At 63.7% G+C, this 15,729-nt stretch carries 8 protein-coding genes and 3 pseudogenes; 4 read left to right on the plus strand and 7 right to left on the minus strand.

The features are described 5' to 3' along the window. Positions 1-7: 7 nt before the first annotated feature. Positions 8-1,390, minus strand: a complete 1,383-nt coding sequence (locus QY76_RS11745) for a Cu(I)/Ag(I) efflux RND transporter outer membrane protein (protein ID WP_045427672.1) — start codon at positions 1,388-1,390, stop codon at positions 8-10. A 194-nt stretch (positions 1,391-1,584) separates the two neighbouring features. On the opposite strand from QY76_RS11745, the gene QY76_RS11750 reads away from it, so the two are divergent. The 3 genes from QY76_RS11750 to QY76_RS11760 all read left to right on the plus strand — a co-directional run bounded on the left by QY76_RS11750 (position 1,585) and on the right by QY76_RS11760 (position 4,244). Then, on the plus strand, positions 1,585-2,268 hold the full coding sequence (locus tag QY76_RS11750; RefSeq protein ID WP_034163481.1) for a copper/silver response regulator transcription factor: 684 nt from the start codon (positions 1,585-1,587) through the stop codon (positions 2,266-2,268). Beyond that, entirely contained in the window at positions 2,258-3,736 is a 1,479-nt protein-coding gene (locus tag QY76_RS11755) for a Cu(+)/Ag(+) sensor histidine kinase (protein WP_045427670.1), read from the plus strand. Before QY76_RS11750 ends, QY76_RS11755 begins: the two co-directional genes overlap by 11 nt. 223 nt (positions 3,737-3,959) lie before the next feature. After that, positions 3,960-4,244 carry a hypothetical protein gene (locus tag QY76_RS11760; RefSeq protein WP_045427668.1) on the plus strand — a complete coding sequence of 95 codons (285 nt, stop codon included), beginning with the start codon at positions 3,960-3,962 and terminating at the stop codon, positions 4,242-4,244. A gap of 38 nt (positions 4,245-4,282) precedes the next feature. Here QY76_RS11760 and putP read toward each other — a convergent pair whose 3' ends face one another. Next, positions 4,283-5,797: a sodium/proline symporter PutP gene (putP, locus tag QY76_RS11765; RefSeq protein ID WP_071844164.1), complete on the minus strand. Its 1,515-nt coding sequence runs from the start codon at positions 5,795-5,797 to the stop codon at positions 4,283-4,285. Between the two features lie 525 nt (positions 5,798-6,322). Between putP and putA the strand changes: the two are divergent. Further along, positions 6,323-10,248 (plus strand): annotated as a pseudogene (gene putA / locus QY76_RS11770) (trifunctional transcriptional regulator/proline dehydrogenase/L-glutamate gamma-semialdehyde dehydrogenase). Positions 10,249-10,391: 143 nt separating this feature from the next. On the opposite strand, the gene htpX reads toward putA, so the two are convergent. The 5 genes and pseudogenes from htpX to QY76_RS11790 all read right to left on the minus strand — a co-directional run bounded on the left by htpX (position 10,392) and on the right by QY76_RS11790 (position 15,714). After that, positions 10,392-11,282, minus strand: a complete 891-nt coding sequence (gene htpX / locus QY76_RS11775; protein WP_045428324.1) for a protease HtpX — start codon at positions 11,280-11,282, stop codon at positions 10,392-10,394. A gap of 185 nt (positions 11,283-11,467) precedes the next feature. Next, positions 11,468-12,241 (minus strand): annotated as a pseudogene (locus tag QY76_RS19070) (alpha-amylase family glycosyl hydrolase); the annotation flags it as partial. Beyond that, positions 12,230-13,174 (minus strand): annotated as a pseudogene (locus QY76_RS19075) (ABC transporter permease); the annotation flags it as partial. The pseudogenes QY76_RS19075 and QY76_RS19070, both read right to left, overlap by 12 nt. Positions 13,175-13,185: 11 nt before the next feature. After that, the gene (locus tag QY76_RS11785; protein WP_045428308.1) at positions 13,186-14,733 is read right to left on the minus strand and encodes a sugar ABC transporter ATP-binding protein; all 1,548 of its coding nucleotides are present in this window, start codon (positions 14,731-14,733) and stop codon (positions 13,186-13,188) included. Positions 14,734-14,784: 51 nt separating this feature from the next. Continuing rightward, entirely contained in the window at positions 14,785-15,714 is a 930-nt protein-coding gene (locus tag QY76_RS11790) for a substrate-binding domain-containing protein (protein ID WP_045428305.1), read from the minus strand. Positions 15,715-15,729: the final 15 nt, after the last annotated feature.

The following is a 15,729-nucleotide window of genomic DNA, read 5'->3' on the forward strand; positions in this document are numbered from 1 at the left end:
TCAGTTGTTATGCCTGCCAACCGCCGCCCAGGGCGGCAAAAAGCGCTATCTCATTCGCCTGCTGGGCATAGCGCAGATCGAGTAGCGTCTGCTGGGTGGTAAATAACGCGCGTTCGGCGTCCAAGACCTCGAGATAACTCAGCGCACCGTGGGCGTATAGGCCGCGGGCGCGCCCTAAGGTCGCCTGCAGCGCGTCGAGATAGCGCTGCTGCGCCGTTAATTGATCGGCGAGGCTCCGGCGCGTGGAGAGGGCATCGTCCACCTCCTTAAACGCCGCCTGGATCCTATTTTCATAATTCACGATGGACTGCTGCTGGCGTAGTTCGGCGAGCTGCAGATTGGCGCGGTTACGCCCGCCGTTAAAGATCGGCAGGGTAACCTTGGGGACAAAGCTCCACATTCCACCGGCCGCGCTGAATAATCCGGCTAAATCGCTGCCGCTGGCGTTCAGTCCGCCGCTCAGCGAGATCGAGGGAAAGAATGCCGCCCGCGCCGCGCCGATATCGGCATCCGCCGCCCGCAGCTGATGCTCCGCCTCCATAATGTCGGGCCGCTGCAGCAGGATCGTCGATGGCAGCGGCACCGGTAGCGCGACTGGACCGACCGGGCTTTCCAGCCCGCGCAGATCGCGGGGGGCTCCGCCATAGACGCCGACGAGCCGCTGGATAGCATGGTTGGCCTGCGCCACCTCCCCCTCGCGCCGCGCCAGCGTCGCCTGGGTCGTATCGATCTGCCCGCGCGCCTGCTCCAGCGCCAGCAGGTTATTACTGCCGCTTTGCACCTGCCGTTCAATCAGGGTGTAGGATTGGCGGTAGCTCTGCAGCGTCTCTCGGGCGATACGTTGCTGGGCGTAGGCCAGCTGCTGGGTAAAATAGGCCTGGGCGACATTGGAGACCAACAGGATATGCACCGCACGCTGTGCCTGCTGGCTGGCGAGAAAGTTCTGCCGTTCCCGCTCGCTCATCGACTGGAGCCGACCGAACAGATCCAGCTCGACCCCCAGCGCGCCGCCCAGCTGATACTCTCGGCTGCTGGCGCCGCCCTGGAGCGGAGCGCGATAGTTCGCCTGCGAGGAAACATCGAGCTGGGGATAGCGGTCGGCCTGCTGCAGTGCCAGCTGGGCGCGCGCCAGACGCACATTGAGCACCGCCTGCCGCAGGTCACGGTTGTTACGCAGCGCCTCGTCGATCAGCTGTCTGGCCTGCGCATCGCGAAAAAACTGGCGCCAGCCCAGATCCCAGTCGTACGTCGCCGCCGTGGCGCCAGCCGCCGCCGCCGAGGAGAACTGCGCGCCTACCGGCAATGCCGGACGCTGATACTCTGGCGCCAGAGAGACGCATCCCGTCAGAGTCAATACCACGCTGACGCTTAATTGCTTTAACTTAACCATAACGCTGATAGCCCAAACATGCCGATGGGGGTGTGGCACCCATAAGGCCGCCAAAGGATAAGGCACCTTAACAAACCGATACGGTTTGCCCGGTGACAGCCAAATGACAAAGCTGTCATTTTCCCGTTCATCGATTGATCTCGCCCTCAACCCCTCTACAATGGCCGGGAGAGCATGAGATAACGGAGCACAGGGTGAAAATACTGATCGTCGAGGATGAGGTAAAAACCGGGAAATACCTGTGTAAGGGACTGACAGAGGCAGGATTTGTCGTCGATCTCGCCGACAACGGTTTGACGGGATACCACCTGGCGATGACCGCCAGCTACGATCTGATCATCCTCGATATTCTGCTGCCCGACGTCAACGGCTGGGACATCGTGCGCATGCTACGCAACGCCAACCAGGGGCTGCCGATCCTGCTGCTGAGCGCGCTGGGCACCATCGAACAACGGGTAAAGGGGCTGGAGCTCGGCGCCGACGACTACCTGGTCAAGCCCTTCGCCTTCGCCGAGCTCTTAGCGCGGGTGAAAACCCTGCTGCGCCGCGGCAGCACCCACATTCCCGAGAGCCAGCTGCACGTGGCCGATCTCACCCTGGATCTTCTCTCCAGAAAGGTGACCCGCGGCGCTAAGCGCATCACGCTAACGGGCAAGGAGTTCACCCTGCTGACGTTCTTTATCCGCCACCAGGGCGAGGTGCTGCCCCGCTCCCTGATCGCCTCGCAGGTTTGGGACATGAACTTCGACAGCGACACCAACGCCATCGACGTGGCCGTGAAGCGGCTGCGGGCGAAGATCGACCTTGACTTCGAGCCCAAGCTCATCCAGACGGTGCGCGGCGTCGGCTACCTGCTCGAGGCGCCGGATGTGGGCTAAGCGCGTGCGGCGCCCCATCTCCCTGGCGGCCCGCCTGACCCTTACCATCTCGCTGGCGACCAGTCTCGCCTTCGTCGCGTTCACCTGGATCATGATCTACTCCGTCGAGCGCCATTTCGCCGAGCTGGACAACGGCACGCTCCAGCAGGTGCGCAGCAGCGTCCTGCGCGTCCTGCAAGAACCGCCCCGCCCCGGCATCCAGCGCCTCGATACGCTCAGCCGGGTGCTGGCCGGCTACCCGAACATCAGCGTCGCGCTGCGCGCCGGCGATCGGCACTTTCTCTATCGCTACCGCGCGGAGGCCGCCGCCGATCTCGACGCGGTCTGGCAGCTGCCGGAGCTGCAGCGCTATCTGCAAAGCGGTCAGGTCTTTCTCTGGCCAGACGGCCGCCACGCCGACGGCCCGCGCGAGGCGACGGATCGAAACGCCTACCGCCTCATCGCCAGCACGGTCTATCCGGCGGGCGATCCGCGCACCCCCTACACCCTGCTGATCGCCCTCTCCATCAATGTACACCTGCACTATCTTGAGCAGCTGAAGGCCAATCTGATGCTCTGCGCGGCCCTCATCAGCCTGCTGATCATTTTCATCGTGCTGCTCGCCATCTACAGCGGACACCGGCCGCTGCGCGATCTCAGCGGGAAGATCAAGGCCATCACCGCGGAGAATCTCGATACCCGCCTCGCCCCCGGCGCGGTGCCGATCGAGCTGCAGCAGTTGGTGCTCTCCTTCAACCAGATGCTCGCCCGCATCGAAGACGTCTTCACTCGGCAGGCAAACTTTTCTGCCGACATCGCCCACGAGATGCGCACCCCGATCACCAACCTGATCACCCAGAGCGAAATCGTACTGAGTCAGCCCCGCACGCAGAACGAGCTGGAGGAGGTGATCTATTCGAACCTTGAAGAGTACCAGCGCATGGCGAAGATGGTGAACGACATGCTGTTTCTGGCGCAGGCGGACAGCCAGCGTCTTCGCCTCAGTCGCGTTCCCCTCGATCTGCGCCAGGAGACCCTCAAGGTGTTCGACTTCTTCGAGGCCTGGGCGGAGGAACGCCAAGTGACCCTGCGCGTTGACGGCGAGGGCCCCGCCGCCTGGGGCGATCCGTCAATGCTGCGACGGGTCATCAGCAATCTGCTATCCAACGCCATTCGCCATACCCCGGCGGGCCACAGCGTGACCGTGCGACTCAGCGGGACGGCCGATGAAGTGCGACTCTGCGTCGCCAATCCCGGCACGCCCATCGCGTCGCGTCACCTGGCGCGCCTATTCGACCGCTTCTATCGCGTCGACCCCGCACGCCAGCGTAACGGCGAAGGGAGCGGCATCGGCCTGGCCATCGTCAAATCGATCATCGGCGCGCATCAGGGCCAGATCTGGGTTAGCTCGGATCCCGATGCCACCCGCTTTACCTTCTCCCTGCCTCGCGCCTCGGAAAGCGGGAACACCCCGGGCTGCAAAAAATAATAGATTAGTAATCAATGCAATAAATCATTACGCGATCGTCATTCTCCCGTCACGCGCGGCTGCGGATCCCCCGGTATACTGGTACGCATCGGAGGAGAGACGCCCGCGTAACGGCGCTCCATCCCCCGCGCGCCGGGGCGTTTTCCGACGCAACATTCCCCCCGTTCGCGTGACCGACGCCGCCGGCGTTGCACGCAGAGATTACCGATATGGAGTCATACCGATGAAAAGACTGCTCTACACCGCCTTGCTCACCCTGGGCCTCAGCAGCGCAGCCCTGGCCGCCAGCGGGCAGGACAACGCCCCACCGGCGGCGCCTCAGCGCCTCGCCTCAGCCCACGGCGCGGCGACACCGTCAGCGGGACACGACAGCGCTCCTCTGGATAAGCATCAGCGGGCGATCATCGCCCACCGGGCCATGAACAACAGTAGCGCGGCCGCGCATCAGCAGATCATCCAGGGCCACCAAAGGATGCACGATGCCGAAACGCAGGGACGCGGCAAGTAGCGTCAGGGGGAGTGGCGTCCGGCTCGCGGCGGGCGCCGTCACTCCACCTCCGGCCGCAGAGCGCGCGGCGGCGGGGAGCGATACTCGGCATCGGCGGCGGCGAAGCGCCGCTGCACCGCCGCCGAGGGTGCGCGATCCAGCAGGCTGACCACCAGGATGCCGACGCCGGCAAACAGGAAGCCCGGAATGATCTCATATAGGCCCAGCCAGGCGTACTGTTTCCAGACGATCACCGTGAGGGCGCCGATGGCCATCCCGGCCAACGCGCCGTTACGGGTCATCCGCGACCAGAGCACCGAGCCGATCACCACCGGACCGAAGGCGGCTCCGAAGCCGGCCCAGGCATAGCTCACCAGCCCCAGCACCCGGTTTTCCGGGTTGGACGCCAGCGCGATGGCGACCAGCGCCACCAGCAGCACCATCGCCCGTCCGACCCACACCAGCTCCCGCTGTCCGGCCTGCTTGCGCAGGAAGGCCTTATACAGATCCTCGGTAATCGCGCTGGAGCAGACCAACAGCTGGCAGCTGAGCGTCGACATCACCGCCGCCAGGATAGCGGACAGCAGGATCCCGGCAATCCACGGAGAAAACAGCAGCTGTGCCAGCGCGATGAAGACCCGCTCGGCGTTGCGATCCACCGCGCCGGCCAGCGCGGGATGGTTGCTAAAGTAGGCGATGCCGAAAAAGCCGACGGCGACCGCGCCAAGCAGGCAAAGGACCATCCAGGTCATGCTGATACGCCGGGCATTGACCAGGCTATAGTGCGAGTCGGCCGCCATAAAGCGCGCTAATATATGCGGCTGGCCAAAGTAGCCTAGCCCCCAGCCCATCAGCGAAAGGATGGCCACCAGATTGAGCCCCTTCAGCATATCGACGCTTTCGCTGCTCTTCTGCCTGATCACCTCCAGCGCGTCATCGAAACCGCCGACGGAGATCATCACCATCACCGGCGTCAGGATCAGGGCGAAGATCATCAGACTCGCCTGCACCGTGTCGGTCCAGCTGACCGCCAGGAAGCCGCCAATAAAGGTATAGATGATGGTCGCCGCCGCCCCGGCCCACAGCGCCGTCGAGTAGCTCATGCCGAAGGTGCTCTCAAACAGGCGGGCGCCAGCCACGATCCCAGAGGCGCAGTAGATGGTGAAAAATAGCAGGATCACCAGGGCGGAGATGATACGCAGCAATCGACTGTCATCAGCGAAGCGGGCGGTAAAGTAGTCCGGCAGGGTCAGGGCGTTATTGCTCGCCTCGGTGTGCACCCGCAGGCGTCCCGCCACCAGCCGCCAGTTTAGCCAGGCGCCCAGCGTCAGGCCGATGGCGATCCAGCTCTCCGAGATACCGGCGACGAACACCGCGCCGGGCAGGCCCATCAGCAGCCAGCCGCTCATGTCCGATGCCCCGGCCGACAGCGCAGTCACGAAGGGGCCGAGGCGGCGCCCACCGAGAATATAGTCATCGAAGCTGTTCGTCGATCGCCAGGCGAGGAAGCCGATTAGGATCATCCCCAGGATATAGATACAAAAGGTCACCAACATGGGCGTGCTCATTGTCATTGTCGCTCTCCCGAAAGTCTCGTCTGGCGCACCGGGCCGTCATGACGCCGCCGTCGAGGCCGCGCCGGCGAACGCGCCCGCCCAGCCGTTTCCGCCGCGGATTCAAATATCAACCATTAATTAACACATCATTTACATAAAACCCATGCGCGGCAGAGAGAAAATGAGCACAAACCGTGCTGGATCACATTAACACCGGTTGCACCCTTTCATTTTGAGATCATTCGCACGGAAACCTGGCGCAACCTGCTATCCATACTTTCTATAATGACATTAACGCCGGGGTAAATATCATTTTCAAACCTGTAGGCCACGTCGCATTTAACAAGGTTGCACAAAGTTGCAACATAATGGATATTTTTTGCAATGCGGCGCCGCCATGAAACGACGAGCGCCGGGATCCGACTGCGAATTCCCGCCGTCTGCCCCGTGCGACGGCCTATCCTTCGCGCTGCGGCGCTGCAGCGCCATCCCAAACGGCTGGCCTCACCCGCGCGACAGACAGAGCCAAAAGGAGTAAATGCGATGGCAACGACAACCATGGGGGTTAAGCTCGATGACGCCGCCCGCGAGCGTATCAAGGCGGCCGCCAGCCAGATTGACCGTACGCCGCACTGGCTGATCAAACAGGCCATCTTCAGCTATCTGGAGCGTCTGGAACAGGGCGAAACGCCGCCGGAGCTGGCGGCCGTCGTCGATCCCCCGCAGTGGGTACGCCGCCGCCGCCGGAGGGACAGCCGCCCTTCCTGGCGTTCGCTGAACAGATTCTGCCGCAGTCGGTGCTGCGGGCCAATATCACCGCGGCCTACCGCCGCGCGGAGACAGAGGCTCTCCCGGCGCTGCTCGAACAGGCCCGCCTGCCCGCCCCCCTGGCCGAGCAGGCGTATCAGCTGGCCTACCGCCTGGCACAGCAGCTGCGCGGCCGGAAGAACGCCGGCGGACGAGCCGGAATGGTACAGAGCCTGCTGCAGGAGTTCGCCCTCTCCTCTCAGGAGGGCGTCGCGCTGATGTGCCTGGCCGAGGCGCTGCTGCGCATTCCCGATAAGGCCACCCGCGATGCGCTGATCCGCGACAAGATCAGCGGCGGAGACTGGCAGGCGCACCTCGGCCGCAGCGCCTCGCTGTTCGTCAACGCCGCCACCTGGGGGCTGCTGCTCACCGGCAGGCTGGTCGCGACCCACAGCGAGGCCCACCTCTCCCACGCGCTGAGCCGGATCATCGGCAAGCGCGGCGAACCGCTGATCCGCAAGGGGGTGGATATGGCGATGCGCCTGATGGGGGAGCAGTTCGTCACCGGCGAGACCATCGCCGAGGCGCTGGCCAACGCGCATCGCCTAGAGGAGAAAGGCTTCAGCTACTCCTACGACATGCTGGGCGAGGCGGCGCTGACCGCCGCCGACGCGCAGGCCTACCTGCACTCCTACCAACAGGCGATCCACGCCATCGGCAAGGCCGCCAACGGACGCGGCATCTATGAGGGGCCGGGGATCTCGATCAAGCTCTCCGCCCTGCATCCGCGCTATAGCCGCGCCCAGTATGAACGCGTGATGGAAGAGCTGTATCCGACCCTCCGCGCCCTCACCCTGCTAGCGCGCCAGTACGACATCGGCATCAATATCGACGCCGAGGAGGCCGATCGCCTGGAACTCTCCCTCGATCTGCTGGAAAGGCTGTGCCATGAGCCCGATCTGGCCGGCTGGAACGGCATCGGCTTTGTGATCCAGGCCTACCAGAAGCGCTGTCCCTCGGTGATCGACTTCCTGATCGATCTCGCCGCCCGCAGCCAGCGCCGCCTGATGATCCGCCTGGTGAAGGGGGCCTACTGGGACAGCGAAATCAAGCGCGCCCAGGTCGAGGGGCTGGAGGGCTACCCGGTCTATACTCGCAAGATCTATACCGATGTCTCCTACCTGGCCTGCGCCAAAAGGCTACTGAGCGTGCCCAGCCTGATCTACCCGCAGTTCGCCACCCATAACGCCCATACGCTGGCGGCCATCTATCAGTTGGCCGGACAGAATTACTACCCGGGGCAGTATGAGTTCCAGTGCCTGCACGGCATGGGCGAGCCGCTATACCAGCAGGTGGTCGGCAAGGTCGCCGACGGCAAGCTCAATCGCCCCTGCCGCATCTATGCGCCGGTCGGCACCCATGAAACGCTGTTAGCCTACCTGGTGCGCCGTCTGCTGGAGAATGGCGCCAACACCTCCTTCGTCAATCGCATCGCCGACGCCAGCCTGCCGCTGGAAGCGCTGGTCGCCGACCCGGTCGCCGCCGTGGATACGCTGACGGCGCAGGAGGGGTGCCTTGGGCTCCCCCATCCGAAGATCCCGCTGCCGCGCGATCTGTATGCCCCGGGGCGCGCCAACGCCGCCGGACTGGATCTGAGCAATGAGCAGCGCCTGGCCTCCCTCTCCTGCGCCCTGTTGAACGACGCCCATCAGCGGCGGGTGGCGATACCGCTGCTGGAGCAGCCCTGCGCCGAAGGCGACCTGCGCGCCCTGCCTAATCCCGCCGAGCCGGGCGATATCGTCGGCTACACGCGCGACGCCAGCGAGCAGGAGGTCGCGCAGGCGTTGACGGATGCGCAGCGTAGCGCCCCCATCTGGGGGGCCACGCCGCCGCAGGCGCGTGCCGCCATCCTGGCGCGCGCCGCCACCCTGATGGAGCGCCAGATGCCGACGCTGATGGGGATTCTGATACGTGAGGCAGGCAAGACCTTTGCCAACGCCGTCGCCGAGGTGCGCGAAGCCGTCGACTTCCTGCGCTACTACGCCGAGCAGGTGCGCGTCAGCTTCGACAACGAGAGCCACCGTCCGCTGGGCTGCGTGGTCTGCATCAGCCCGTGGAACTTCCCGCTGGCGATCTTTACCGGCCAGATCGCCGCCGCGCTGGCCGCCGGCAACAGCGTACTAGCCAAGCCCGCCGAACAGACGCCGCTGATCGCCGCCCAGGCCATCGCTATCCTGCACGACGCCGGCGTCCCCCCCGGCGCCGTACAGCTGCTGCCGGGGCGCGGCGAAACCGTGGGCGCCCAACTGGTCAACGATAGCCGGGTGCGCGGCGTTATGTTTACCGGCTCGACGGAGGTCGCCAAACGGCTGCAGCGCGCCGTCGCCGACCGGCTCGATGCGCAGGGTCGGCCAACGCCGCTGATCGCCGAGACCGGGGGGCTCAACGCGATGATCGTCGACTCGTCGGCGCTGACCGAGCAGGTCGTAAGTGACGTTGTCACGTCAGCCTTCGACAGCGCCGGGCAACGCTGCTCCGCCCTGCGCCTCCTCTGCCTGCAGGAGGAGATCGCCGACCGGACCCTGACCATGCTGCGCGGCGCCATGGCGGAATACCGCCTGGGCAACCCGGAGCGGCTGGACTGCGACATCGGCCCAGTGATCGATAGCGAGGCCCAGAGCAATATCGAGCAGCATATCCTCGCCATGCGAGCCAAGGGATACCCGGTATTCCAGGCGGCGCACGCCCAGGACGACGCCCAGCGCCGCGCTCGGGGTCACTTTGTGCAGCCCACCCTGATCGAGTTGGACAGCCCCAATGCGCTGCAGAGGGAGATCTTTGGTCCGGTGCTGCACGTGGTGCGCTACCGCCGCGGGCAGCTGGATGCGCTGCTGGCCCAGATCAACGATTCCGGCTACGGCCTGACCCTCGGGGTACATTCGCGCATCGACGAAACCATCGCCCGCATCGCCGAGCGCGCCCACGTCGGCAATATCTACGTTAACCGCAATATCGTCGGCGCCGTCGTCGGCGTACAGCCCTTCGGCGGTGAGGGGCTCTCCGGCACCGGCCCGAAAGCCGGCGGCTCGCTCTATCTCTACCGCCTGCTGGCCCGCAGTCCGGAAAATGCGCTGACGCTGGGCACCGACGCCGCTCAGCGTCAGCCGCACGACGCCACCTCGCCGCTGCAGGCCCTGAATGACTGGGCCACCGATCGCCCGGCGCTCCAGATCCTGTGCCAGCGCTACGCCAGCCTGTGCCCCGCCGCCGTCCCACGCCCGCTGGGGGGGCCGACCGGTGAGCGCAACACCCTGCGCCTTGTCCCGCGCGAGCGGGTGCTGTGCGTGGCGGAGAGCGAGGACGATGCGCTGATCCAGCTGGCGGCGGCCGTGGCGGTCGGCTGCCGCGTCCTGTGGCCCGATACCCCGCGACACCGCGCGCTGCACAAAGCGCTGCCAGCGACGGTCGCGGCGCGCATCACGCTGAGCCCGGCGGATAGCCTGATGGCGCTGGAGTTCGACGCGGCGATCTACCATGGCGACAGCGATCGACTGCGCCTCCTCGGCAGGCAGATTGCCACCCGCCGCGGCGCCATCGTCCCGCTGCAGGGCCTGGCGCCCGGCGACACGCGGCTGCGTCTGGAGCTGTTGGTCCACGAGCGCGCGCTGAGCGTGAATACCGCGGCAGCCGGCGGCAACGCCAGTCTGATGACCCTGGGCTAACCCCGCCTCGCGCCCCTTCACGGGGCGCGCCTTCACCCGGCTATTCACGGCATCCCAGCCCCATCCGCAAAAAAATACCGCCCACCTGATGGTGAGCGGTATTTTTACCTTACCTCATACCGTCGCGCGCGGCGCGCGATCGGTCATGACTTCAGATACTGACCGCTACGCAGCGCCTCGATGCGCTTATCCAGCGGCGGGTGTGACAGGAACAGCTCGCCAAAGGTACGATTACCGCGACCGTTGATACAGAAGGCCATCATGCTGCCGGCCTCCTGCGGCTCATAGCTGGTCTTCAGGCGCTGCAGGGCGGCGATCATCTTCTCTCGGCCAACCAGGCCGGCCGACCCGGCATCGGCGCGGAACTCGCGGTAGCGCGAGAACCACATGGTAATGATGCTGGCCAGGATGCCAAACACCAGCTCCAACACCATGGAAACGGCAAAGTAGATCATCGGGTTACCGCTGCTCTCGCCCTCGCCCTCATCGCGATTGCCAGAGAGGAAACCCGCCGCCACCTGGGCAATCAGGCGGGAGATAAAGATCACGAAGGTGTTCACCACACCCTGCACCAGCGTCATCGTCACCATGTCACCGTTGGCGACGTGGCTGATCTCATGCGCCAGCACCGCCTCGGCCTCATCGCGACTCATACTCTGCAGCAGACCGGTGCTCACTGCGACCAGCGAGGCGTCGCGCCGGGCGCCGGTGGCGAACGCATTGATATCCGGTGCGTGATAGATGGCAACCTGCGGCATGCCGATACCGGCCTGCTGGGCCTGACGGCGTACCGTCTCGACCAGCCAGCGTTCGGTTTCATTGCGCGGCTGCTCAATCACCTCGCCGCCAACGGAGCGCAGCGCCATCCACTTGGACATCAGCAGCGAAACAATGGATCCGCCAAAACCGAACAGCAGCGCCATGATCATCAGTCCCTGCACGCTGCTGGACCGAATGCCTGTCAGGCTCAGCACCAGGCCGAACACCAGCATCACGGCCAGGTTGGTCAACAGGAACAAAGCAATACGCATCATATCGTCGTCAATCCTCTCAAACATATCGCACCATGCGATGATCAGATGGTAAGGCCATCTGCGCCGGTTTCAAGGGCTGTGGTGCGATAACCGGGTAAAGAAACAAAACTTTACATTTATGCTGCGCATAGCGGCTACTTTTCACTCCGCTCCGGCAAAAATCAAATGGTTGCCGGAGCCGCGCCTCAGAATTTTTGTAACAGCTGGCGCGGCCGGCGCGACTCCGGCTGACCGGCCCAGACCACCATCACCCGATCCCGCCCGTCATTGCGGATAAAGCCGTAGCCCTGTGGCATCGCGACGGTCGTCTGCTCTCCCTTGCCGATAGCGGGATGGCGGGCGCGGAACTGCCCCAGGCGCTGCCAGTGCGCGACCTGTGCCGCCGCCGGGCCGCGGATATCCTGCCAATTCATATCCGAACGAGTGCCCTGCAGCGGATCGGATCCCGTTGGCCCGGGCGGACGCCCCGACTCATCGCCGTAGAAAATCTGCACCGCGCCCGGCGCCAGCAGCAGCAGCGCAGCGGCGCCGCTGCCGTCGCTGCGGAACAAACGGGTATCATGGGACGACAGATAGCTCAGCACGTTAAAATCCTGCAGCTGCGCCGCCATCTGCTGCCACAGCGGATCGATATCGGCCAGGCAGCCCTGCGCCTGTGCCGCCTGCTCCTGATAGTCAAAATTGATCATCGCATCGAAGCCGTGGCGATAATAGGCGCTGCGCATCACGCCGTGCCCCCAGGCCTCGCCGGTCATCCAGAAGGGTGCATCGTCCAACGCCTGCTGCGGATTAGCCCGCTTCCATTCGGCCAAGGCCGCGCTGGCCTGCTGCTTCAGCTGTTGCCAGGCCGCCGGCTCTACGTGCTTTGCCGTGTCGATGCGAAAGCCATCGATGCCGTATTCACGCACCCACTGACTGAGCCAGTGAGTCAGGTAGTCTCGCGGCGAGTAGGCGGACACATTCATCAGCACCAGACCGTTAATCAGGATGCCCATAATGATCGAACCGATAATGGTGCCACCGATACGTCCATAGCCGCCCATCAGTGACGTCCCGCCGATCACCACCGAGGCAATCACGCGCAGCTCAAACGAGATCCCGGCGACCGCCTCGGCGCTCCCCAGACGCGCGCTGAGGATAAAACCCGCCAGCCCTGCCAGGCAGCCGATCAGCACATAGACACTCACCAGCACGCGTTTGACGTTGACCCCGGCCAGGCGCGCGGCCTCCGGGTTACCGCCGATAGCGTACACAAAGCGGCCCCAGCGCGTTTTATGCAGCGCCAGATAGCCGCCAATGGCCACCAGCGCGAAGATCCAGATAGGAATAGAGATACCGAGCAATTCGCCGCGCCCCCACCAGCGGTAGCCGGGATCAAAACCGGCGATCGGCGCACCGTCATTAATCACCAGCGTCAGCCCGCGCCAGATAGTCATCCCACCAAGGGTGACGATAAACGGCGGCAGGCGCAGGCGGGTCACGCCAAGGCCATGCAGAAAGCCAATAGCCGTGCCCATCGACAGGCAGATCCCCAGTCCAATCAGCCAGCTCATGCCACCCCAGGCGCTGACATCAACGGTGGTGAAATTGTCACCCTTGATAACGTAAGCCGCGGTCATGGCGCAGACCGCTAAAATGGAGCCGACGGACAGGTCTATGCCTGCGGTCAGGATGACAAACGTCATGCCCACCGCCATGATCCCGTAGATGGATACCTCGGTCAGAATATTGACGATATTGCGCTCAGAGAAAAAATTGCCGTTCTGCGACTGAAAGAAAATCAGCAGCAGGATCATAAAAATCAGCACCCCGAAGCGCTCGAAGAAGGCGATGGGATCGAAACGTCCCGTGCGCGTTACCGGCGTCGGCGTTTTGGAAATCATCTGCGTCATGGGAAACTCCGTTATGCCGCGTTCAGGGCGTTGTGATTGATGGCCATCATCGTCATCAGGCGCTCTTCGGTGGCGTCATCGCCGTGAATTTCGCCCGTTACCCGGCCTTCGCTGAGGGTAATAATGCGATCGGACACCGCCATCACCTCTGGCAGATCGGACGAAATCACGATCACCGCCACCCCTTGCTTTGCCATATCAAACAGCACCTGATGCACTTCTGACTTGGTGCCGACATCGATGCCACGGGTCGGCTCATCCACGATAAGCACCCGAGGGTTGAGCGCCATACAGCGCGCGAGAATGACCTTCTGCTGGTTGCCGCCGGAGAGCTTGCGTACCGCCTGATCGCTGCTCACCATTTTGATTTGCAGCGCCTGACGATAAGTGGCGATCAGCGCATCCTCTTTACGGGTGTTCACAAAATAGCGCCAGCGCAGCAGCGAGGAGAGGCAGGAAAGCGACAGATTGTCGCGAATAGACAGACCCAGCATCGCCCCCTCTTTTTTGCGATCCTCCGGCACCAGCGCCATCCCCTGGGCAAGGGCATGCCGCGGGCTGCGCGGCTGATAGGCCACGCCATCGATCTCAAACTGGCCAGAGGTGAAACCGCCGGCGCCGAACAAACAGCGGGCCACCTCGGTACGCCCGGCACCGACCAGCCCGGCAATGCCCAGCACCTCGCCTGCGTGAACGTGGAAACTGATGTCATGCAGCGCAATACCGTGCGGATCCAGCGGCGGCTTTTCACGGCACAGCCCTTTCACCGCCAGGCGAACGGGGTTATCTTCATGGTGGGTTTCATAGGATGGACGACGGTTGAACGCCACGTCACGCCCGACCATCAGGCGGATCAGCTGCTCTACGGTGGTGCCCGCCACCGCGCCGGTGCCGGTAAAGTGGCCGTCTTGAAACACGGTAAAGTTGTCGCAGAGCTGAAACACCTCGTGCAGGCGGTGAGTGACATAAATAATGCTCACCCCTCGGTCTCTGAGCTCCCGCACCACCCGATGCAGGCTTTCTACTTCGCTGTCGCTCAGCGCCGCGGACGGTTCATCCATAATGATCAGTTTGGCATTCAGCGTCAGCGCGCGGGCGATCTCCACCATTTGCTGCTGTGCCACGCTCAGGCGTGCCACCGGCGTCGTCGGCGCAACGTTGAGCTGCAGGTAGCTCAAGATTACCTGCGCCTCCTGGTTTACCGCCTTTTCATCGACGATCAAATTACGCTTACGCGGCTCGCGGCCGAGGAACATGTTTTCCGCGACGGTCATATTGGGCAGCAGGTTAAATTCCTGATAGATGGTAATAATGCCCCTATTCTGCCGCTCGACCGGAGACTCATCCACCGGAAGCTCTGCGCCGTTAAACCAGATTTCGCCGCTCGTCTGCGGCTGCGCCCCGGCCAGCGCCTTCAGCAGCGTGGATTTTCCCGCGCCATTCTCCCCCAGCAGCGCGTGGATCTCACCCGTGCCAACGGTCAGCTGCGCGCTGCTCAGCGCCCAGACGCCGGAGAAGCTTTTCGCCAGATGGGTAACGTTGAGTAAAGGTTGCGACATCGGCCTGCTCCTTCTTCATAGTGGGCCGCCGCGACGGCGGCCCAGGACAAATCAGTTACCGGCCTCGTTAATCCGCTCGGCCTGCTGCAGGTTTTCACGGGTGATCAGCGTCGGAGGATAGTCTGCGCCAACGATCGCCTGCTTCTCACGCACGCTGGCCACCAGCTGGCCCATTGCCGTCTGTACCGCATAGCCCGGGCGCTGATCGGCCGTCACCGCCATCCAGCCGTCGCGCACCCGCGCCAGGGCCTCCGGCACGGCGTCAAATCCCGTCACCAGCACATCCCCCGGCTTGAGCCCCTGGCTTTGCAGCGCCTCAATCGCGCCCAGCGCCATATCATCGTTGGCAGAAAGGATCACCTGCGGACGCTTGTCCAGAAACGGCAGGACGCTCTCGACAATGCGCATCCCTTCAGAACGCATCCAGTTACCGGTCTGATCGGCGACGATCCTGTACTTATCGCCCCCCGTCGTCAGGCTGTCGCGGATCCCCTTGCTGCGTTCGATGTTAGACGACGACCCAGGCTGCCCGGTCAGCAGAATAATGTCCGCGCCGTTGGGGAACTGGGCCTTCACAAAGTCGCCGATGGCCTGGCCGCCTTTGTAGTTGTTCGCACCGAAGTGCGGCACCTTATTCTGACTGTCGACAGAGCGGTCGAGGGTCACCACCGGCAGCCGGGCGGCCTGAATCTCATCAACCGCGCCGGAAACGGCGTTAACGTCATTGGGCGACACGATAAACCCCTGTGCACCGCGGGTAATGGCGTTTTCAAGATCCGCCACCTGCTTTGGCGAGCTGCCCTGTCCGTCCAGTACCTGCAGCTTCACCCCCATCTCTTTGGCGGCTTTGACCGCCGTGCGCTGCATGTGAACTTCAAACGGCATCGCCAGGTTTGGCGTACTGAAAACAATCTGCTCGTTCTCGGCCTGGGCCGCTCCGGATGTCACGGCGATGAGGACGGCAAAGATCAGTTTTTTCATTGTTATGCCTCTCTA

It is taken from the genome of Edwardsiella sp. EA181011, from assembly GCF_000800725.1.
Classification (GTDB): Bacteria; Pseudomonadota; Gammaproteobacteria; order Enterobacterales; family Enterobacteriaceae; genus Edwardsiella; species Edwardsiella anguillarum.